The 18,745-nt window shown below is 45.7% G+C and carries 27 protein-coding genes and 2 pseudogenes; 22 read left to right on the top strand and 7 right to left on the bottom strand.

Annotated features, from left to right (window positions below; all coding sequences use genetic code 11):
• Positions 1-250: 250 nt before the first annotated feature.
• The 5 genes and pseudogenes from KZ793_RS05650 to KZ793_RS05670 form a co-directional block, all read right to left on the bottom strand.
• Positions 251-2,088, bottom strand: a pseudogene (locus KZ793_RS05650) (primase-like DNA-binding domain-containing protein); the annotation flags it as partial.
• Positions 2,089-2,311: 223 nt separating this feature from the next.
• Complete coding sequence (locus tag KZ793_RS05655; protein WP_225814208.1) at positions 2,312-2,530, bottom strand: helix-turn-helix transcriptional regulator; 219 nt, start codon at positions 2,528-2,530, stop codon at positions 2,312-2,314.
• Between the two features lie 164 nt (positions 2,531-2,694).
• Positions 2,695-3,078 carry a phage integrase gene (locus KZ793_RS05660; RefSeq protein WP_225814209.1) on the bottom strand — a complete coding sequence of 128 codons (384 nt, stop codon included), beginning with the start codon at positions 3,076-3,078 and terminating at the stop codon, positions 2,695-2,697.
• A gap of 6 nt (positions 3,079-3,084) precedes the next feature.
• Positions 3,085-3,291: a hypothetical protein gene (locus tag KZ793_RS05665; RefSeq protein WP_225814211.1), complete on the bottom strand. Its 207-nt coding sequence runs from the start codon at positions 3,289-3,291 to the stop codon at positions 3,085-3,087.
• A 408-nt stretch (positions 3,292-3,699) separates the two neighbouring features.
• Complete coding sequence (locus KZ793_RS05670) at positions 3,700-4,041, bottom strand: helix-turn-helix domain-containing protein (protein WP_225814213.1); 342 nt, start codon at positions 4,039-4,041, stop codon at positions 3,700-3,702.
• Between the two features lie 53 nt (positions 4,042-4,094).
• Between KZ793_RS05670 and KZ793_RS05675 the strand changes: the two genes are divergently transcribed.
• The 10 genes from KZ793_RS05675 to KZ793_RS05720 all read left to right on the top strand — a co-directional run bounded on the left by KZ793_RS05675 (position 4,095) and on the right by KZ793_RS05720 (position 10,629).
• On the top strand, positions 4,095-4,280 hold the full coding sequence (locus KZ793_RS05675) for a hypothetical protein (RefSeq protein ID WP_225814215.1): 186 nt from the start codon (positions 4,095-4,097) through the stop codon (positions 4,278-4,280).
• Between the two features lie 7 nt (positions 4,281-4,287).
• Positions 4,288-4,491, top strand: coding sequence for a DNA-binding protein (locus tag KZ793_RS05680; protein ID WP_225814217.1), 204 nt, complete (start codon positions 4,288-4,290; stop codon positions 4,489-4,491).
• Between the two features lie 321 nt (positions 4,492-4,812).
• Complete coding sequence (locus tag KZ793_RS05685; RefSeq protein ID WP_225814219.1) at positions 4,813-5,172, top strand: DUF5347 family protein; 360 nt, start codon at positions 4,813-4,815, stop codon at positions 5,170-5,172.
• 72 nt (positions 5,173-5,244) lie between these two features.
• Positions 5,245-5,439 carry a DUF2732 family protein gene (locus tag KZ793_RS05690; RefSeq protein WP_225814221.1) on the top strand — a complete coding sequence of 65 codons (195 nt, stop codon included), beginning with the start codon at positions 5,245-5,247 and terminating at the stop codon, positions 5,437-5,439.
• Positions 5,432-5,653, top strand: coding sequence for a TraR/DksA family transcriptional regulator (locus tag KZ793_RS22645; RefSeq protein WP_225814223.1), 222 nt, complete (start codon positions 5,432-5,434; stop codon positions 5,651-5,653). Before KZ793_RS05690 ends, KZ793_RS22645 begins: the two co-directional genes overlap by 8 nt.
• Before the next feature lie 4 nt (positions 5,654-5,657).
• Positions 5,658-6,473, top strand: a complete 816-nt coding sequence (locus tag KZ793_RS05700) for a DNA adenine methylase (protein ID WP_317987443.1) — start codon at positions 5,658-5,660, stop codon at positions 6,471-6,473.
• Positions 6,470-8,605, top strand: a complete 2,136-nt coding sequence (locus KZ793_RS05705; protein ID WP_397443578.1) for a replication endonuclease — start codon at positions 6,470-6,472, stop codon at positions 8,603-8,605. The genes KZ793_RS05700 and KZ793_RS05705 overlap by 4 nt, the downstream gene beginning before the upstream one ends.
• Before the next feature lie 2 nt (positions 8,606-8,607).
• Positions 8,608-9,717: a DNA cytosine methyltransferase gene (locus KZ793_RS05710; RefSeq protein WP_450091397.1), complete on the top strand. Its 1,110-nt coding sequence runs from the start codon at positions 8,608-8,610 to the stop codon at positions 9,715-9,717.
• A gap of 262 nt (positions 9,718-9,979) precedes the next feature.
• Positions 9,980-10,315 (top strand): type II toxin-antitoxin system RelE/ParE family toxin, encoded by a 336-nt coding sequence (locus KZ793_RS05715; RefSeq protein WP_015836364.1) that lies wholly within the window; start codon positions 9,980-9,982, stop codon positions 10,313-10,315.
• 8 nt (positions 10,316-10,323) lie between these two features.
• Complete coding sequence (locus KZ793_RS05720) at positions 10,324-10,629, top strand: helix-turn-helix domain-containing protein (protein ID WP_225814227.1); 306 nt, start codon at positions 10,324-10,326, stop codon at positions 10,627-10,629.
• 315 nt (positions 10,630-10,944) lie between these two features.
• Here KZ793_RS05720 and KZ793_RS05725 read toward each other — a convergent pair whose 3' ends face one another.
• Both KZ793_RS05725 and KZ793_RS05730 read right to left on the bottom strand, forming a co-directional pair.
• Positions 10,945-11,991, bottom strand: a complete 1,047-nt coding sequence (locus KZ793_RS05725; RefSeq protein WP_225814229.1) for a phage portal protein — start codon at positions 11,989-11,991, stop codon at positions 10,945-10,947.
• Positions 11,991-13,202 (bottom strand): annotated as a pseudogene (locus KZ793_RS05730) (terminase large subunit domain-containing protein); the annotation flags it as partial. The gene KZ793_RS05725 and the pseudogene KZ793_RS05730, both read right to left, overlap by 1 nt.
• Between KZ793_RS05730 and KZ793_RS05735 the strand changes: the two are divergent.
• The 12 genes from KZ793_RS05735 (at position 13,155) to KZ793_RS05785 (ending at position 18,743) form a co-directional block, all read left to right on the top strand.
• Positions 13,155-14,003, top strand: coding sequence for a phage major capsid protein, P2 family (locus KZ793_RS05735; protein ID WP_225814230.1), 849 nt, complete (start codon positions 13,155-13,157; stop codon positions 14,001-14,003). The pseudogene KZ793_RS05730 and the gene KZ793_RS05735 overlap by 48 nt on opposite strands.
• Positions 13,996-14,661, top strand: a complete 666-nt coding sequence (gene gpM / locus KZ793_RS05740) for a phage terminase small subunit (RefSeq protein WP_225814231.1) — start codon at positions 13,996-13,998, stop codon at positions 14,659-14,661. The genes KZ793_RS05735 and gpM overlap by 8 nt, the downstream gene beginning before the upstream one ends.
• 84 nt (positions 14,662-14,745) lie before the next feature.
• Positions 14,746-15,210, top strand: a complete 465-nt coding sequence (locus KZ793_RS05745; protein ID WP_015836357.1) for a head completion/stabilization protein — start codon at positions 14,746-14,748, stop codon at positions 15,208-15,210.
• Positions 15,210-15,413: a tail protein X gene (locus KZ793_RS05750; protein ID WP_132345239.1), complete on the top strand. Its 204-nt coding sequence runs from the start codon at positions 15,210-15,212 to the stop codon at positions 15,411-15,413. The genes KZ793_RS05745 and KZ793_RS05750 overlap by 1 nt, the downstream gene beginning before the upstream one ends.
• A 3-nt stretch (positions 15,414-15,416) precedes the next feature.
• On the top strand, positions 15,417-15,740 hold the full coding sequence (locus tag KZ793_RS05755) for a phage holin, lambda family (protein ID WP_015836355.1): 324 nt from the start codon (positions 15,417-15,419) through the stop codon (positions 15,738-15,740).
• Positions 15,733-16,128 (top strand): structural protein, encoded by a 396-nt coding sequence (locus KZ793_RS05760; protein ID WP_225814232.1) that lies wholly within the window; start codon positions 15,733-15,735, stop codon positions 16,126-16,128. Before KZ793_RS05755 ends, KZ793_RS05760 begins: the two co-directional genes overlap by 8 nt.
• A complete protein-coding gene (locus tag KZ793_RS22650) occupies positions 16,125-16,505 on the top strand; it encodes a hypothetical protein (RefSeq protein WP_317987444.1) in 381 nt (126 codons plus the stop codon). Before KZ793_RS05760 ends, KZ793_RS22650 begins: the two co-directional genes overlap by 4 nt.
• Positions 16,477-16,653 carry an Rz1-like lysis system protein LysC gene (lysC, locus tag KZ793_RS22655; RefSeq protein ID WP_317987445.1) on the top strand — a complete coding sequence of 59 codons (177 nt, stop codon included), beginning with the start codon at positions 16,477-16,479 and terminating at the stop codon, positions 16,651-16,653. The genes KZ793_RS22650 and lysC overlap by 29 nt, the downstream gene beginning before the upstream one ends.
• Positions 16,646-17,062: a phage tail protein gene (locus KZ793_RS05770; protein WP_225814234.1), complete on the top strand. Its 417-nt coding sequence runs from the start codon at positions 16,646-16,648 to the stop codon at positions 17,060-17,062. Before lysC ends, KZ793_RS05770 begins: the two co-directional genes overlap by 8 nt.
• Position 17,063: 1 nt before the next feature.
• Positions 17,064-17,729: a phage virion morphogenesis protein gene (locus KZ793_RS05775; protein ID WP_225814235.1), complete on the top strand. Its 666-nt coding sequence runs from the start codon at positions 17,064-17,066 to the stop codon at positions 17,727-17,729.
• Between the two features lie 37 nt (positions 17,730-17,766).
• A complete protein-coding gene (locus KZ793_RS05780; RefSeq protein ID WP_225814236.1) occupies positions 17,767-18,405 on the top strand; it encodes a phage baseplate assembly protein V in 639 nt (212 codons plus the stop codon).
• Positions 18,402-18,743, top strand: coding sequence for a GPW/gp25 family protein (locus tag KZ793_RS05785; RefSeq protein ID WP_225814237.1), 342 nt, complete (start codon positions 18,402-18,404; stop codon positions 18,741-18,743). The genes KZ793_RS05780 and KZ793_RS05785 overlap by 4 nt, the downstream gene beginning before the upstream one ends.
• Positions 18,744-18,745 lie beyond the last annotated feature (2 nt).

The raw sequence follows: 18,745 nt of genomic DNA on the forward strand, positions 1-18,745 counted from the left end.
CTTAAAAATCTTTTTCACCTCCTCTGTTATACACCCTCTGCACAATACCCTGAAAGCCTTGTTACATCTTGGTTTGATGCAATTAATATGATATTCACTGACTGTATCATCTGTTCACCCACTTTTTAGATTAATGAAGAGAATGTATAGTAGATGTATGGTTAAAAAATAACTATACATCTATTATTTTTTTTAAATACAGTTAGATACTTGAAATGGTGTATGGAATGCAGACCTAAAGCCAAAAGTTTTATGTAGATGACTTGAAATCTCGACACTTAGGCACTGACGGTAGCCATTCTTCGGCTTCTTCCGATAACTCAACGTTATAAGAATAACCTTTCTTGGTGCGCACTTTCCGATATTCCTTCCGGTATTCCAGCATAATTTTGGGGATAGATTCACCAAACTTCGTCACGGACGTTCAAAGCCGTGCGCTTCCATAAAAGAAAGATAGGCGTGATACAAGTACAATCTCGGTGCGCGCGGGCTGATATTCTTATTACCCATCTTCATGCCGGTAACATCATTGACAGACACCAGATAACCGCAAAAGCGATACAACGGATCGGAATGACTCTTTACCGTTAACGCTTCGTTAGAATCGCGTTGCGCCTGTAGCAGTTTCTTAGCCTTATTCTGGTCGGCAAATTCGTTTAATAAGTGACGAATAATCACCGGCAGTTCACGACTGATTTTCTCCGGCAATTGTGAGTCCTTCTCGGATTCTTTGACCGGAATATTAAACGGGAATATCATCCGCCGCCGTGCAATGCCACCATTACGTTCTGTAAAGCTCATGGGTTCGTTATTGGTGGCTAATACCACGGCTTTGATGATAGTAGAAAATTGCTTCTCGTATTTTCCGTCAACTTCAATCAGGTCGCCGCCGGTAATGGCCTTAATGCCTGCGCCTTCACCGACATATTTAACCTGATCGGGCAACGTAATCAGGTTCTTGCCAACAAACTGATAACGGCCTCTCGCTTCATCCAGCGCTCTCATATTGTCACTGGCGGTATTATGTTCTCCTGCCAGCAAGGTGGCGATATAAGTAAACACGCTGTTACCGCTACCGCCTTCGCCGGTGACTTCAATAAATAGCTGCCAGTCATAACGGTTTGCCAGAATCATAAAAAGGGCAGCTTTGATACGATTCACCTTGTTTTCATTCTGTCCCGCTGCATGGGATAACCAACGGTAAAAATCAGGGGCATGATCCGGCAGGTTTTCACCGACAGCAGGCGGGGTGAATGCAATGCCATTATGATTCATTAACTAGTGTTCCGGCTGGTGCGGGGTAAATTGCTGTGTCGATAACGCATACACGCCATTGCTGAAGCCGATCAAATCCTGCCGCTGTTCGCCAATAACTGGCACCTGCAATTTCATGGCACAGATAGCGTTGTTTATCCCGTTTGGGCTGTAAGGGGTGTCGTGCTGGTCGAAGATTGCCACCATTGCGCGACGCAGCTCATTATCCGATACGGTTGCCCATGTTGTGCCGTTATAGTGATAGACCGTTTCGCTTTCAGAATGTACCGCGACTTTTCTATAATGCTCAACCAGCAATGCCCCGCGTTGACTAGCTGCCATTTGTGCCAGATTATTATTGGCCTTTTGGGGCTTAGTTTCGTGGATCACTACCGCTTCTGCTTCCATGAGTTTTTTCTCCCCAACCTGATATAATCCGTTGCTGAATGCCCGCTTTGCTGCCTCTATGCCGTTATGCTGGCGATAATCGTCCCAATCGGCTTTATGCTCTGTCGGTGGCAGTGTTACCCATCCATCAATAGCTTTGGCGGCTTTCTTTGCGGCAATTTTGCCCACGTTCTTTTTTAGCTTGCCGTTTTTGTCCCGTTCGTCTTGTGCGTGCCAGTCATTGTCAGCAGCAAGAATGATTTTCGATTCAGGCCATTGCTTTCTGACTAACTCAGCCACAGTCAGTAAATTATCTTCATCAATCGCAGCCAGTACTATACCATCATGTAACTGGCTGACAGTGAGAGCGGTCGCGTAGCCTTCGGTAATGATGATGGTGTCAGGCGTTCCGGTAATCTCAGAGATAGGAATAACATTCCCACTTTCCAAATTAGAATAACACCAGAATTAAAAGCACAGTTTGAAGATGCTGCGTCCGATGCCGGAATGACTTTAGGTAATTGGTTAAAAACATTAGGCCGCAAAGAATTAGAAAGGCTGGGTGTAGAGCCAAAAGGCTGAACCAACCAACAATAAATCTGATGGTTAACTAACTCTCTAAAAGATAGCAAGTTAAGGGTAGCATTCGCTGTGCTACCCTTTTCTGCTTTCATTGTGTTACCACTCCGCGAGATTCAGCGATACGTTGATCTATCCAGCCATCAACTTCTGATTCAAGAAAAGCAACTGAGCGAGTGCCAATTTTAATTTGCTTCGGGAACTTATCTTCTCCGATAAGTCTATAAATCCACGCCTTGCTGTAACCTGTTCTGCTCTGAACTTCTGATAAGCGAATAAGACTTTCTTTAGGTGTGGTCATTATTGACATGTGAGTTTTCCTGTTAATTTATCTATATTTGATGTTTCTAGACGTTATTAGAACAGGGATATTTAAACCGAAGTTACAATATGAGATCATTACATTAGAATAGTAATTTATTTCATAAAAAGAATGTATTTAGACTGATAATTTTGATTGTTAACTGTATTTAGTTATAAAAAGCCTATCGATAAAATATATTCCAGTCCATACCATTTGCCGTTTAATCTATCTTCACGATAAACAGCAAACATATTTTTATCAAAATCCGTAGCGAGTGGATTATTTAATCTCTCACATACAGCTTCTAATTTTGTTTTACGGGCTGAGCCATCTCGTAACGTTTTTCCGTGTAATTCATACCATCGGTTGACCAGCTCACTTAATTTCTGAATATTAGATGTATCAACATTGATAACTTGTTTTTGTTGCAATTGTCTTTCATATGCCATCGCCTCACCTTTTGTTGTGAATTGGTGTCTGACACGACGGCCATTACGACCGTCAGGGAAGCATTGACATAACCATTTACCGTTAGGGAGTTTACTAATTGCCATAATTAATTATTTTTCCTCATCTAGTGCTTTTATAAGGCCATCAAGATATTTCAGATTATCTTTAAGAAAAGTAAGAATAGGTTTGATAAAAGCGGGAATCGCTAATAAGTACACTATTGAATCAACTGTTATTTGAAACTTATCAAATTCAATAAAAAGTTCTTTTAACAAAGCTTCGTCTGTATATAAGGCAATAACGCCTATGTGACTCATTTTTGTCGTTTCTCATCTATACTGAAATGAATTAAATTGTTTTTTACTCAAAAATCGCTTTTTCTGTTACCATAGGTAAATATATTGTTGTTAGGAACGCTATATTCTCAACAATAAGGGATATCAAGAACAGGAATGGTTTTATTTTTCTTATTGAAGGAAAAAAGTAAACAGTAATCCACATTAATTATTGTTTTCATATAATTTAAGAGTTTCATCCGCAAATAGGTTGAGGTTGTTTTTTTGCTTGTTTTCGAGTTGTTTTTCCAAAAATAAGAGCCATTGATATTTTATGCTTAATTTTCACTATTGGTTTTATTCTCTATGTAATTAATTTTATATAGAAATAATAAAAATACTTACGACTCTAAATATTGATAAATTCAATCATATGGTTTAGAGTCGTAACTATTTGTTTCCTACATTTCTATTGGGGTTTGATTGCGCGAACGAATCGCCAACCGCCTGTATGTTTAAACGTGCCGCATCGTTCATAGCGCGGTAATTCTCAATGAGGTTTCTTTCTTCTGCTGACATATCAGACTGAACAGAACGTACCCCTGTAATTATGTATAAAATATCTATCCCTAATATTGCTATTCGTTCTAGATATTTGGCATCCGGGGACTTTTGATCGTTTTCATAGTTACCTTGGGTGTTCTTATGTATTCCCCCTATATCGGCTAACTCAACTTGGGTTAGATTAAATTTCATTCTTTCTTCACGTAGTCTAGAACCAATGGTGGCCATTTTTTTGTGTCTAATGATTGTTAAGGTAACTTAGTGGATCACAATATAACATTATGACACAAGATAAGCATGCTAAACGGTCACGATTGCCGAGAGGGATTGCCTCTAAAAACCCGGTTGTTATGCGGTTATCCAGCTATGAACACGAAGAATTGAATACTATTGCAGCCAGAGAAAGCCGTTCAGTATCTAGCATGGCTCGCATTATTTATTTAAGTGCTGTAAAGAATTTTCAGTGAGATGTATATGGGAGATGTAACCATTAACATCCAAGTCGAATCGGCATACGTTTCATTAGAAAAATATTCCAAAATTACAGAAATCCCTTTCAATACATGCCGTGCAATGGTTGCCGATGGTCGGATCATTATCAGACCAAAAGCAAGGGCTAAAGATAGAGTCGAAGTTAATATGATTGCCATGTTGAAAGATGCAGTTGCTAATAGCTAAGGCGAAAAGGCGGGTAAAATTTGGAAAATTACTTATTCGGCCTTTACGCAAGAACGCAGTCATTCGCATTACTCGATATCAGGTCAGTGATGGCGAATATTCTTATGGCCGGTTCGATTCAAAAAAACAAGCCATCAGTTTCGCAAGGCAGCTTTACAGGAGAAAAATAAATGAACGAGTTAATAAGAATCCAGAATAAATATAAATTAACTGGCGATGATTTCAAAAAAAAGAATCATTACAGATATTTCGTAATTTCGGTAATTGGTTTGGCAACTGTGATATTAACTCCGTTATTAGTTTTTATTTACAGGTGATGAAATGGCGAATACAGAACCGTGCCGTGCGGTTGTCTTAACACTGGATGAGAAAATCGATGGTCTCAATAAAGCATCTGAGGCGCGTAATTGGTATTTTTGTGATAATAAAGGAAATAATAACAAATTAGCAGATTTCATTGAAACTATGCGCGATCGCACAAATAATCGCGTTAGAAATAATGAACGGGTTTTGCATTTAATTTTTCACTTGGCAGGTTTTGATAAAGAACGTTATCACGTCGAGTTTAAGGAATTAACAATAGAGGAGCGGCGCTCATTAATACTGGCAATTAATCAACTTCGGGCTGTGGCGTCTATATTGCCAGATAAATTGGCATTGCCAAAATCAGCCCAATATTAATTTAAAGCATAATTTAAGAAATTAATGCGTAAATTCGCAGGGTTTTTATTGCCTAAAAATAGGAAATAAAAAATGAATATAGAGCAATTAATTAAAAGAAATAGAGAAGATGAACGTAAGATATTAGCAGAGCGTTCTTCTTCTCGTCTGTTAAAAATCGCAGCGCATATTGTGGCAAATAAATTGGATTATGCTGCTTCATCTGCATTGCTGAACAGTGAAGCCGAGAAAATAGAACACGAAGCACGGGAGTTGGAGAGTGTCTAGGGAAATTGACCGTGCTTGCCAACATGCTGAGGAAACGCTAGAGCGCAGAATATCAGAGCATGTAAACCGCTTTGTCGGTGTCTCTGCGTTTGAATGTGAAGAGTGCAACCAACCCATCCCCGTGGAACGCCGGATGAATATCGCTGGAGTCATCCGCTGCGTCGCATGTCAGGAAGTTTTTGAACTGAAACATAAGCATTATCGGAGTATATGAATTGGTGAATAAAACTATCTTGAAGTGGGTAGGTTCCAAAGTCCGCATTATGGATAAATTGCTGCCCTATTTGCCAGCAGGTCAACGATTGGTTGAACCGTTCGCAGGTTCATGTTCTGTGATGATGAATACTCAATATGATGCGTATTTAATTGCGGATGCCAACAGCGACTTAATTGATATGTATCAGTGCATCAAAGATAATTGTGATGGGTTTATAAATTCTGCGCAAGACTGGTTTTCGTATTTTAATAGCGAACATGGGTTTTATTGTCTGAGAGATTTATTTAATTCTGACGATGTAAAATATAAATCACAGATATGGCACGCATCGGTATTTCTATTTCTAAACCGGCATTGCTTTAATGGCCTGTGTCGTTATAACTCAAAAGGTGAATTCAATGTACCTTTTGGGAACTGTAAAAAACCTTACTTTCCCGAAGTAGAAATACTGGCGTTTGCTAAGAAATCCAAGATTACTTCTATCCATTGTGCCGATTGGCGCGAAATACTGAAAATAGTTGATTTTTGGGATGTGGTTTATTGCGATCCTCCCTATTTCACCAAAGGCGTTAATTTCACTCAGTATTGCAAAAATGGTTTTTCTCATAATGACCATCAGGAGCTTGCTACTTCTCTGAAACAGCTCAATGAATTATTGGGTGTTCTTGTTACCGTTTCCAATTCCATTGAAGCTAAAGAACTTTATGCCGATCTGGGGTTCACTATCCATGATATAGAAGCACCGCGCACCATTGCCGCTAATGGCGACTGTCAGCCAGCAATAGAGATTATTGCGACGTTAGAGGCGAGTGCATGAGTGAGTTAATCGACTTGTTGCAGGAACACAACAGCGATTGCCAGAAGTCAAAATGCCTGCAATATGAGATGTTCAAGCCCGGTTTGCCCCGCGAATCAACGTTAGCTGAACAGATTATGTGGCAGGTGAACCCTGACGATCATGACTGGCGTCATAAAATTATCGGTGATATGCCTGATTTTTTGGCGCTCTATTTTGCTACCCGGTACAAAAAAATATTTACCCAGTCGGGATGCAATGGTCGTCGTCGTGCTAATGCGTTTTTGCGTCAGTTTAGTGAGAACGTATTACCACGGCTAAATAAAGTCACTGAACGTTATCAATTCAAACATCATGTATCAGGTGTTACTCCATTTCCTTTTATTGAGCAGTTGGAAAAACTGGTCACACTGGATCGTAGAGATATCAGGCAGCTTGCGTGGGAAATTGCCCGTTTCATGGCTGAAAGCTATGAAAATGCATCTGCACAGTATGTTGACCAGCAACCTGTAAACGAGGAGGAAGCTAACCAGCGCTTTATCCGTGTTTATAAGTTACTAGCGAAACTGACTCAACAAGTCGGCACTACAGCACCTTACTGGCAGCAGTTCACCAAAGGCAGGGAAGGCGCCACAATCGATCAGTTATGTGCTGGTCTCCTGCGCATGATGTCGGATCAATGGTGGTATGCCCGCTTGAAAAGAATGCGTGACATTCGCGCCGAGCATATGGCTATCGCGGTAGGTCAAGTGCAGAAATCAGCTTCTCCCTATGTTTCCCGTAGTACGCTGCGTGAGTGGTTAGAACAGAAGCGCCGCAATTGGGATTTTATCAAACAGTTTGATGTTGAGAATGAACAGGGCGACAGGGTGCCGCTGGAAGATATGGTACTCGGTAGTGTGGCTAATCCCGCTGTCCGCCGTAGTGAATTGATGGTGAGAATGCGCGGTTTTGAAGATTTGGCCGACGAACTCGGCTATGTCGGTGAATTTTATACCATCACGGCCCCATCAAAATATCACGCTGTCCATAATGTCGGTGGCTTTGTTTCAAATTGGAACGGGGCCAGTCCCCGTGATACACAAAAATATCTGTGCAACGTCTGGGCGAAAATCAGGGCGGCTTATTCCCGTGCGGGGATCAGCGCCTTCGGTTTTCGTGTAGTTGAACCTCACCATGATGGGACGCCGCATTGGCACATGTTGCTGTTTATGTGTCCTGAACATGTCGATGAAATGCGTGACATCATGTGTTATTACGCCCGGTTGGAAGATTCAGAAGAATTACAGGGGCAAAAGGCACTTAAAGCACGATTCCATGTGAAGCCTATCGATAAGACAAAAGGCTCGGCCACGGGCTATATCGCCAAGTACATCTCTAAGAATATCGACGGTTACGCACTGGACGGTGAAAAGGATGGGGAAACAGGTCAACTTCTTAAGGATATGTCACGGTCTGTTTCTGCCTGGGCGAGTCGCTGGCGTATCCGGCAGTTTCAGCAGATCGGCGGTGCACCGGTTTCCGTCTGGCGAGAATTGCGTCGTTTGAGTGGTGATGAGCAAATCTTGTCTGATGCAGATATGGATAATGTCCGATTTGCTGCGGATGTGGGGGATTGGTTCGCTTACACCGAATTTCAGGGTGGGCCATTGGTGGCACGGAAAGATTTAACAGTGCGTCTGTCCTATGAAATCACCGAACAGGGCAATGACTACGGTGAGGATGTACAACGTATTTCAGGTGTCTACTCACCCCGTATCGGGGAATCCTCTTCTTATCTTACTCGTGAGATCAAATGGCAAATTGTGCCGAAGGTTAACGCTGATGTTAAAGGGAGGGGGTTGGGGGTTTCTGCCCCTTGGAGTTCGAGTTCTGTCAATAACTGTACGGGGAGTTACGGTACGGTCAGCGGGGGTGAGCGGTTAGTCGAAAAAATTATCGATTATGTGGATTCAATCGGGATGGATTTTTGCCGGGCTATGGCGAAGTCATTAATCATTGGGGGAAAAATTAACATTGGTGAACAGTCGTTCAAGTTACGAGCGGATGGAAGTTTTATTCCGATAGAGACGGAGCGGCAGAGGGAGGAACGCCGCGATGTGTTGCGGCAGCGGATTAAGAATATTGGTGAAATGAGGAAAAACCTATCGTGAATATGCGTTTCGGCTCGGTTTGTTCCGGTATTGAAGCAGTCAGTGTGGCATGGGAACCGCTGGGTATGTCTCCGGCATGGTTCAGTGAAATCGAAAAATTCCCCAGCGCGGTACTGCAATATCACTGGCCTTATGTCCGAAATCTGGGGGATATGACTGAAATCTCCGCTATGATTACCGAAAATCAGGCCGATGCGCCGGATATTCTGGTTGGTGGTACACCCTGTCAGGCGTTCAGCATTGCAGGTCTGCGTAATGGGTTGGACGATGAGCGGGGAAAACTAACATTATCATTCGTGGAGTTGGCAAATGTCATTGATTTCGTCAGAGCAGCAAACGGCGAACAGCCTTCAATTATCGTCTGGGAAAATGTCCCCGGAGTTCTATCCAGTAAAGATAATGCCTTTGGTTGTTTTCTTGCGGGGCTTACCGGAGAAGATGAACCATTGCAGCCGTCAAGGAAGAAATGGACGAACTCAGGTTATGTGTCTGGACCACAAAGAGCCGTTGCATGGCGAGTGCTGGATGCTCAATATTTCGGAGTGGCCCAACGACGTCGCCGTGTGTTTGTTGTCGCAAGTGCTAGAACAGACATCTGTCCCGCAAAAATACTTTTTGAGCCAGGCAGCATGCGCCGGGATTCTGAACCGCGCAAAACGGCGAGGGAAACAGTTACCGGAAATGCTGGAAGCCGTGCTGTTATCGGCAGTCACTGGGAGTCAGGACTAAACCCACATCCGACATTAAACCAGAGCCACGACGTTAGCGGTATTGGAATGAGCAATCAGGAGCTGTTTTCTCAGCGTGGCAGTGGGCTGATATCAACATACCGGCTGTTTTCGTTTGGTGAGTACCGAACGGATGATATTTTCTCAACCCTGAGAGCCAGAGACGATAAAAGCGCCACTGATCTGATCGCAACGCAGGGTGTCGTGCGCCGTTTAATGCCTGTTGAGTGTGAGCGGTTGCAGGGTTTTCCCGATAATCACACCCAAATTCCGTGGAATGGCAAGGCTTCGGCTGATTGTCCTGATGGTCACCGTTACCGGGCAATCGGAAATTCAATGGCTGTGCCTGTAATGGAATGGATTGGGAAACGAATTTTAATGTAAGCGAGGAATAAATAATGATGCGCTACAACGGAGTATCACTCTAGGAAATGACGAATTATCTCGTTAAATCGAAATTGTTCACTGAAACGACCGGGGCACGATCCCTATGAGGTGGTTGCATATCTGGCGTTGCTGATCCGCATCCGGTGACGGAATGCTGCTTCTTTGGCGAGGCTAGAGATTATTAGCGCAAGGGCTAACTTAGCCCTTGCGCTAATTTAGCTAAAAGACTATTATTTAGGCATTAATAGGGGATTGCCGAATGTTTGAAATTAAGTTTCATGATGCTTTTAAGGAAGAATTAAAATCACTGCCTGACTCGCTGGAATTGCGCATGGTCGCGTTAATTAAGCGTTTGAGGGAAAACCCAACCAGCCTGAGAGAGCCGCATTCAAAACCGATAGAGGGATATAAAGGGCTGTTTGAGTTGAGAGCAAAAGCCAAAGACGGAATAGCCAGAAGTTTTTTTTGTTATGCCACAGGGAAGAAAATCTATCTGTTACGATGCTTTGTGAAAAAAACTAATGCTACTCCCCTGAATGAACTCAGGATAGCGATTGCGCGGAAAAATGAACTGACAGAACCATCAAGAGATTAAGAGGAAATATGATGCGTGATGACTTAGACCTCTATATTGAGGAAAGAACTAAAGAAAACCTCCGATTTAAAGCCATGTTAGCGGAAGAGGAGAAAGAGCTTGAGTTAGCGATTGAGATGCAGAATATGCTGACTGAATGGCGAAAACATGCTGGGCTGACCAGCGCTCAGGTTGCTGAAAGAATGGGTATCAAACCACCGACTGTATCAAAAATAGAAAGAAATATCGTTAAGGCATCCATTGATACGCTCAGTCGCTATGCGCGTGCCTGTGGTGTTAACGATATCAAAATATCCTTATCATTAACAAAGTGATCGTTTTTTATTCTTTTGTTGCGGGTGCGCAAAGGGTGCACAATCCCCCCATTCCCCGCACCAATCCGCAAGATCAAACAAGGATCTCATGCTCCACCAAGCACCAGTACTGCTGCGCTTTTAACGATTCCTTACAGGTGCATAAAAAGCACTATATTTAGTAGGCAGGCGCGGCGGGGTCACGACTGTGCGCGGTGGCGTCTGGTAGCTGTGCTGGTCTCAAATTTCATAATGTAATAATTATTTATTGAAACTATATTTCTTCCAGACAAAAAAAGACTGCTCAGTAGGCGGCCTCACAATCAATAACGCGGGCTATTCGTCTTCATCCAGATCCAACGAATACCGTTCAAACCGGATCACGTCTTCCCCTATCCAATCATTTAATTGTTTCATCTTACTTTGCAATGGCATTAGTTCATTACGCACGAACACCTTGGCCGCCTTCTCAACATCGCCAAAGCCACCGGTATTCTGTGGAATAATCCCCATCATCTGCGGTGGTACGCGGTGCGCGGCCAGTATGTCGTCGCGGCTGGCATTCTTGATATTTAAAAATTCATCCTTAGCTGCTGCTTCAGACAGTGGAATAGTTTGGATACCGTCTTTTTTGCCACCGGGGGCATACAGAAACAGATTACGGAAATTACCTGGCCCTTTGGAATTTTTCAGCGCATCGCGGATATTGTCGATATCGGACAGGTTTTGCGACGCGTCGCTGATATACAGGATATAACCTGCATGGGAACCGTTCAGGTAATACTTGCGGCGAAAAAGCGTAGCCGATTCATTCAGTAATGCCGACGGCAGTGCGGCTAGATATTCCGGCAGGCCGTAGAGTTCCTGATTAATATCAGGTTCAATCAAATGAAACACTTGCCCTGTTGGGAACGGGTATGGTTGGCTGTTGTAGCCATATTTTACAAACCAGTAGGTGTCCAAGTCGTTACCGCGTCGGGTGAATTTGGCCGGGCAGTGATTCAGCTTTAAAGGCTGGCCGAGGCGATTCTTGCGTTGTTCAAGGTAAGCATTACCAAACAGCATAAAGTCCAGCGCCCATGAGTCGAACGCCTGCCGACTCAGTAAGCGATGCGGAATAAACGTGCTGGTTAAAATATTGCGTTTCACATATACCGCGCTGCTGTGGTGCGGTGCAGAGCGAAACGACAGTGCTAGCCCGTTAAAACTAATCGGGGGTTCATACCAATTATCGACCAGCACACATTCCAGATAATCAAACACCTCGCGCCGGTCAAGGACGGGGATCGGGTCGCCAAAAGTAAATGCTTCAATAGATGTGGACGAGCTGGCGGTGGCTGTGGTTTTCACCGCCGGGCTGCGTTTTCTGCTTTTACGGCTCATCAGTAAACCTCAACAATATTTCTATGGTGGGGAGTGTCACCAGTAATTGGTTCATTAAACAGGGCGTGCATGGTGGCCCATGCCAGATCTGCGTGACTGGCTTCCTCACTGCGGCTGGTTTCATAGGTCGGGCGGTTGCCGCTGGCGGTAGTAGAACGACGGATAGCCATAAAACTTTGTGCAATGTCGGTCTGGCCGGCGTCAAACTCCAGCCGGCGATGGTTGATAATGTCCCATGCTTTAAGTACCAGGGCGTTTTTAACTGTGGGGTTATAGACAAATTCCCGCACGGATGGGAAAAACTCTTTGACGTTTTGGTAAACTCCATGTCCGACGCCAGTCGAGTCAATGCCGATATACTCGACGTTATACTGTTCCGTTAGTCGCTTAATGGCGTCAGATTGGGCGCGAAAGTTCATTCCACGCCACTGATGACGTTCAAGGATGCGGAACTTGCCGCCTGGTACTAGCGGTGGAGCGACTACGACACAGCCGGCACTGTCGCCATTCTCGCCACCTTTAGCGGGGTCATAACCGATCCAGACAGGGTAATAACCATAGGGGCGTAGCATCAGGGGTTGCACATCGTCCCAGATTTCCCAGCTATCAACCATGCAACCCTGCATCAGTTGCAGTGAGAAAATGGATTCGATATCGTCCATAAACTCACACATCAGCAGGTTCTGGTACTCGTCCGGGCTGTATTCCAGCCGTAACTGGTCAATATCAAACAGGTTACAGCCGCCCCTGACTGCATCTTCAACCGTGACAATCTGCCGCCACTGACCATCGGCACATAGCAGGCCATTAGCTAATGCTTGATGGCTAATATCAATGTCATTGCGATCGGCCTTGGCGCGGCCACGGTTAAACAGTTTGCCCGACCAGTATGGGTAAGCGCTGTGGGTTAGGCTGGACGGGGTAGAGAAATAGGTCTGGCGCCATTTTTTATGCATCGCCATACCAGACGCTACTTTGCGCAGTTCTTGAAATTTAGGTATCCAGAAATATTCATCTAGATAAAGATTACCGTGATAGCTTTGTGCGGTGCGGGCATTGGTACCGAGAAAGTACAGCGTGGCGCCATTGCTCAAGGTGATTGGATCGCCTTTTAGTTCGACGTTTACTTCCCGTGCCATTTCCAGAATGTACTGCTTAAAAACGTGGGCCTGAGCCTTACTGGCAGAGAGAAAAATCTGATTGCGTCCGGTAGTTTTGATACAAGCCTAACTTATAAAAAACTGGACTTGTGGGCGAAGTTCAAGGATTTCCAGCTACGTATCCGTAACGCCATTATCCGACGTCAGGCACTGGATCGCATTATGATCGGCTGGAACGGGGTGAAGCGCGCCAAGACCTCAAACAGGATGCAGTATCCGATGTTGGAAGATGTGAATATCGGCTGGTTGCAAAAAGTCCGGCAGGATGCCCCCGATCATGTGATGAGCAGTATCACCGACGATAACGGCAAAGTGATTGCCAAAATTATCCGTGTCGGCGATGGCGGCGATTTCAATAATCTTGATGCATTGGTCATGGATGCGGTCAACAATGCCATTGATCCGGAATATCAGGACGACACCGAACTGGTGGTTATCTGTGGTCGTAAATTGCTGGCTGACAAATATTTCCCGCTGGTCAATCAGGTACAGCCTAACACCGAGAGAATGGCGGCGGACGTGATTATCAGCCAGAAACGCATTGGTAACTTGCCTGCGGTGCGGGTGCCGTACTTCCCGCCTAAAGCGCTGTTTATCTCCCGTCTGGATAATTTGTCCATTTACTATCAGGAAGGCACTCGCCGACGTTCGATGTTGGATAACCCCAAACGTGATCGCATCGAAAACTACGAATCGGTGAATGAAGCATATGTCGTTGAGGATTATCGCGGCGTGGCCCTGATTGAAAATATCGAAATGCTGGCGGCGAAAAGCCAGACTGGACAGCCGCAATCTATCAATATTGTGACCAAGCAAAACACAGTTTTTGATAATGAGAGCCAGAATGGCTAGCCCGTGGCAACGTCACCGGATGCACTTGCAGGCGAAAGAAGCGGCTCAACTGAATGGCCCCGGCTTGCAGAATAACGGTGGTTATAACCAGATGCTGCTGATGTTGGAGCAAGACCGCCGACAGCTTAAGCGTATTCAGTCGATGGAACGCAAGGCCGAACTGAAACGGCAGTTTCTGCCCCGTTATGCGCCGTGGGTAGCGGGCGTTTTACAGGGTGGCCGTGGTGGGCAGGATGATGTACTGATGTATATCTTGCTGTGGCGTATTGATGCCGGTGATTACGACGGGGCGCTGGACATCGCAGAGTATGCTTTGCGGTATCGGCTCTCCATGCCAGAAACGCATTCGCGTACAACAGGCTGTGCTATTGCCGAGGAAATTGCCGATGCAGCCAAGCGTTGCTATACCGCCAAGTCACCGATGTCCCTTGCCACGCTGGAGCGAGCGATATACCTGACTCACGATCAGGATATGCCCGACAAGGTACTTGCCGAGTTGTATAAATGGTTCGGTTACAGTCAGCGGGATAATGGCCTGCCACAACCGGCTTATTGTTCACTGAGTCGGGCCTTAGAACTGAACCATCATGTTGGTGTGAAGAAAGATTTGGAGCAACTCGCCAGAGCACTTTGCAATCAAGATCACGCCAACAGTTAACGGGACGTGCCAACGCGCTGGGGCGGCACGGAGTGGCGATTCATTCAAAACTTCGTCCACCGCCCACCTATTCAGGGGAACTGTATGGATTTTATTTCAACCGAACCCGTAACGGATGCCGACACCACTATGGCCGGCGATGACTTTTTCCCCGCGATCAAGATCAGCCGCTACCGTGACGAGATGCGCACCGATGGCACTGTAACACTAGAGCGCTTAAAGCAGGCCATCACCAACGCTATTGTCGAGGTCAATCGCGAGCTGAACCGTTGGCGATTGCTCAATATTGCTAAGGGATACCACACATTAAACGCCATTCCCTCAGCCTGCATTAATGAAGAAAGCGAGCTGGTTTATCTGTATTACCGCGCCATCTTTAGCCTGACTAAAGTCAATTTGACTGAGCATTACCGCGATATCGACACCACCCAGACTGGCAGTAAAAAGGCTGAGGCGATGGAAACCACTATTGACGACTTGTGGCGAAATGCGCAATGGGCGATGCGCCGGATACAGGGACAGAATCATGTGATTGTGGAGTTGATCTAATGTGGGTAAGGGCACAACAGTATGACACCGTGGATTCCTTATGCTGGCGCTACTATGGACGAACACAGGGAGTCACTGAACTGGTATTAGAAGCCAATCCCGGTTTGGCCGATTTTGGGGCCATCCTGCCGCATGGTACCGAGGTTGAATTGCCTGAAATCACTCCTTCCCCTGTCATGCCCATCATTCAATTATGGGATTAGAAAATGGACAAACAACCGGATTTATGGGCCGATTTATTGAATGGCCTGAGAAATTTATGGCCGCAAATATCCGGCTCTTTGCTGGCTGTATTGATCTGTTATGGCCGTCTGATTTATGACGGCGTAGAGCGGAGAAAACGCTGGGTTGAACCGTTGCTATGTGGCGCGTTGTCGTGGGGTGTTTCCAGCGGGCTGGAACTGTTTGGCATTCCTAGCAGTGTTTCACCGGCTTTGGGGGGCGCCATTGGTTTTATTGGTGTTGAAAAACTACGTGAATTTGCCCTTCGTGCAATCAATAAACGTTTGGGAGACAAATCACATGACTAGAGGTGTTCGCAACCATAATCCGGGCAATATCCGCCACGGCGATAAATGGCTGGGATTGCACGACATACAAACAGACCCGTCATTTTGTCAATTTGTATCACCAGAATACGGCATACGGGCCATTATCAAGATTATCCGCAATTATGAACGAAAATACGGATTGAACAGTATCCGGCAGATAATTTCTCGTTGGGCGCCCCCGAATGAAAATGATACCGAAAGTTACATTGCATATATGAGCCGGTCGGTTGGTATTCCCTGTAACGTGGTAATTGATGTTGATAACCCGGTGATCATGACCCGATTGGTTTGCGCCATCATTCAAATGGAGAACGGACAGCAACCATATTCCGATACGATCATTAAACGGGCGTTTGAGCTGTTATGAGGTTCAATCTGCACATACTCACCTTGAGTATGCTGGCGGCAGTGTCTGGCCTGCTCTGGTTCTATTACGGTGAGTATCAGCAGAAAAGCGATGAATATCAAAAACTGAGCCAGCGGTATGAACAACAGCAAACCATTACCGATAACGCATTCCAAACCATCAGGATAATCAATGATATCACACGGGTTAATAACGAAAATCGCAAGCGATCAGCGGTGGATTCTGCACAAATTCAGGCGGCTATCAAAACTGTTGTTGTCGGTAATGATTGCGCTAGTCGTGCTGTTCCTGATAGGGCTGTTGTCCGGTTGCAGCAGCACGCGAACCGAATACGTTCAGGTACCGTTGATGCCGATTCCGACGCATCTGCTCGCTGACTGTCTGCCCCCGGTCATATCCGACCCAATGACATGGGGTGATAGTTTGTTGCTGAATGCACAGTTACTGGCGGTTATTGAACAGTGCAATCTGGATAAACAGGCCATTCGACAAATAGAACAGACTAGAGAAGTGACACATGAATAAGCCTAACGCCTTGCGAAAAGTTCTGACAGAAAAGATCTCCTACTTGCGTGACAACCCTGAATACCTGCACTTGTTTGTTGAAGATGGCGCCGTGCTGGCGACATTGGCACTCTCCTTGTCTTACGAATATGAATACACGCTAAACCTGATTATTGAAGCCTATCCCGATGATCAGGATGTGCTCATGGCGGTTATCGTGTACTGGATACGTGAGCACCAGCCAGATATTTTCGCTAATCCTGACAATCGCCGCAGCGGCTTTACCTTTGACGTGAATATTCTCAATGATGATACCGCTGATATCAGTATTGATCTGAAACTGACCGAGTGTGTACTGGTCACCCAGCAAGGGCAGGCCAGCACAGTGAGCGCCATTCCTGAGCCTGAAAACCCATTTGACAGGTGGTGAGATGAACAGTGACGCATTGCAGCCTTTGGATACCGCACTAACCGCCTTGTTGAATCAACTTTCTCCCATCAGTCGAAAGCAACTGGCCCGTGATATTGCGCGAGACTTGCGACAGAGCCAAATGCAGCGTATCCGATCCCAGCGTAACCCTGACGGTAGCCGCTTTACCCAACGTAAGGCACAAGCCCTCACTATACAGCATGGTATGAAGTTCATCTGGCGCGGTGAACCTCGCACCCTGAAAGGTTGGCAAATCCGCAAGGGCAAGAAGGGTGAAACGATTACCGGCTATGATGCCGAGCGTAAAGGTCAGCGTACTTTTTACAAATGCGATATCCAGCGTTTCCTGGACGTCAAAACCGATCGGATCAGTACCCGGAAATCCAATAAAAAGGCCCGCATGTTTAAGAAACTGGCTACCGCGCGTTACTTACGCTTGTCTGCTAATGACCGGAAAGCCGTGATCTTTTTTGCTCCAAAGGTAGCTGCTATCGCCCGTGTGCATCAGTTTGGGTTAAGGGAACGCATGAAAGGGAAAAACATTGAAGTCAAATATCCATCGCGGCGACTTTTGGGACTGACACAGAGCGATATTCAACATATTGAAGATCAGATACTTTTTCACCTCACCCGTGGATGTGTGCTAGCTAGCACACAAACCCGATGACGTGCAGGTAGGGGTATTGGGTGACATTGTTGTCTGCATGAACACACAATTAACTGAACTGTTGCGCCGACTGCGCAACCTGATCCGAATCGGCGTCATCACCCAAGTAGATACTACACGGGGCATGTGCCGGGTTATGACCGGCAATCTTGAAACCGATTGGTTGCACTGGTTGACATCCAGAGCGGGAAACTCCCGTACATGGTGGGCGCCCAGTGTTGATGAGCAGGTTTTATTGCTATCCATTGGTGGTGACTTGACCACAGCCTTTATACTGCCTGCGATTTTCTCTGATGAGTTTCCGGCCCCTTCGGCATCGCCGGAAGCGGTGTGTGTCGCTTTTCCTGATGGTGCTGTGATGGAATATGAACCACAGACCAGCGCCTTAACTGTCACAGGCATTAAGACCGCCATGATTACCGCGTTGGCTTCCGTGCATGTTACTGCTCCAGAAATCACTTGTATGGCTGGCAATCAGATTACATTAGATACACCGACCCTCATTTGTACCAACCATCTGATTACGGGCAGTCTGGAAGTGAAAAAAGGCGGTACTATGCGCGGTAATATCACCCATATAAACGGTGAATTCAGTTCTAACGGGGTTGTGGTGGATTCGCACCGACACAATGGTGTACGCTCCGGTGACAGTACATCGGGAGTCCCCATATCATGATGTACCTTGGTATGAATCAACAGACGGGTGAGGCTATCAGCGATATCGCCCATGTTCGCCAGTCAGTCAGCGATATCTTGCTAACGCCGATGGGTAGCCGTATTACTCGCCGCCAATATGGTTCGTTGTTATCCGAACTGATTGATGCGCCCCAAAATCCTGCTTTACGTTTGCAAATTATGGCTGCGTGCTATACCGCCATCCAGCGATGGGAACCCCGCATTACCCTGACCGCTATCACTATCCATCAGGGTGAAGCCGGACACATGACTGTTGATATCAGCGGCCAATATCAGCTATCCAATGTCCCGGTTGCTTTTTCTGTGCCTTTGGGGTGACC

Origin of the sequence: Photorhabdus antumapuensis (genome assembly GCF_020387775.1) — a bacterium.
GTDB classification, from domain to species: domain Bacteria; phylum Pseudomonadota; class Gammaproteobacteria; order Enterobacterales; family Enterobacteriaceae; genus Photorhabdus; species Photorhabdus antumapuensis.

Bases quoted from the DNA above. Each gene is read 5' to 3' on its own strand.
- KZ793_RS05655 (WP_225814208.1), bottom strand. From the start codon at position 2,530: ATGTCAATAATGACCACACCTAAAGAAAGTCTTATTCGCTTATCAGAA.
- KZ793_RS05660 (WP_225814209.1), bottom strand. From the start codon at position 3,078: ATGGCAATTAGTAAACTCCCTAACGGTAAATGGTTATGTCAATGCTTC.
- KZ793_RS05665 (WP_225814211.1), bottom strand. From the start codon at position 3,291: ATGAGTCACATAGGCGTTATTGCCTTATATACAGACGAAGCTTTGTTA.
- KZ793_RS05670 (WP_225814213.1), bottom strand. From the start codon at position 4,041: ATGGCCACCATTGGTTCTAGACTACGTGAAGAAAGAATGAAATTTAAT.
- KZ793_RS05675 (WP_225814215.1), top strand. From the start codon at position 4,095: ATGACACAAGATAAGCATGCTAAACGGTCACGATTGCCGAGAGGGATT.
- KZ793_RS05680 (WP_225814217.1), top strand. From the start codon at position 4,288: ATGGGAGATGTAACCATTAACATCCAAGTCGAATCGGCATACGTTTCA.
- KZ793_RS05685 (WP_225814219.1), top strand. From the start codon at position 4,813: ATGGCGAATACAGAACCGTGCCGTGCGGTTGTCTTAACACTGGATGAG.
- KZ793_RS05690 (WP_225814221.1), top strand. From the start codon at position 5,245: ATGAATATAGAGCAATTAATTAAAAGAAATAGAGAAGATGAACGTAAG.
- KZ793_RS05705 (WP_397443578.1), top strand. From the start codon at position 6,470: ATGAGTGAGTTAATCGACTTGTTGCAGGAACACAACAGCGATTGCCAG.
- KZ793_RS05710 (WP_450091397.1), top strand. From the start codon at position 8,608: ATGCGTTTCGGCTCGGTTTGTTCCGGTATTGAAGCAGTCAGTGTGGCA.
- KZ793_RS05715 (WP_015836364.1), top strand. From the start codon at position 9,980: ATGTTTGAAATTAAGTTTCATGATGCTTTTAAGGAAGAATTAAAATCA.
- KZ793_RS05720 (WP_225814227.1), top strand. From the start codon at position 10,324: ATGATGCGTGATGACTTAGACCTCTATATTGAGGAAAGAACTAAAGAA.
- KZ793_RS05725 (WP_225814229.1), bottom strand. From the start codon at position 11,991: ATGAGCCGTAAAAGCAGAAAACGCAGCCCGGCGGTGAAAACCACAGCC.
- gpM (WP_225814231.1), top strand. From the start codon at position 13,996: ATGGCTAGCCCGTGGCAACGTCACCGGATGCACTTGCAGGCGAAAGAA.
- KZ793_RS05745 (WP_015836357.1), top strand. From the start codon at position 14,746: ATGGATTTTATTTCAACCGAACCCGTAACGGATGCCGACACCACTATG.
- KZ793_RS05750 (WP_132345239.1), top strand. From the start codon at position 15,210: ATGTGGGTAAGGGCACAACAGTATGACACCGTGGATTCCTTATGCTGG.
- KZ793_RS05755 (WP_015836355.1), top strand. From the start codon at position 15,417: ATGGACAAACAACCGGATTTATGGGCCGATTTATTGAATGGCCTGAGA.
- KZ793_RS05760 (WP_225814232.1), top strand. From the start codon at position 15,733: ATGACTAGAGGTGTTCGCAACCATAATCCGGGCAATATCCGCCACGGC.
- KZ793_RS22650 (WP_317987444.1), top strand. From the start codon at position 16,125: ATGAGGTTCAATCTGCACATACTCACCTTGAGTATGCTGGCGGCAGTG.
- lysC (WP_317987445.1), top strand. From the start codon at position 16,477: ATGCCGATTCCGACGCATCTGCTCGCTGACTGTCTGCCCCCGGTCATA.
- KZ793_RS05770 (WP_225814234.1), top strand. From the start codon at position 16,646: ATGAATAAGCCTAACGCCTTGCGAAAAGTTCTGACAGAAAAGATCTCC.
- KZ793_RS05775 (WP_225814235.1), top strand. From the start codon at position 17,064: ATGAACAGTGACGCATTGCAGCCTTTGGATACCGCACTAACCGCCTTG.
- KZ793_RS05780 (WP_225814236.1), top strand. From the start codon at position 17,767: ATGAACACACAATTAACTGAACTGTTGCGCCGACTGCGCAACCTGATC.
- KZ793_RS05785 (WP_225814237.1), top strand. From the start codon at position 18,402: ATGATGTACCTTGGTATGAATCAACAGACGGGTGAGGCTATCAGCGAT.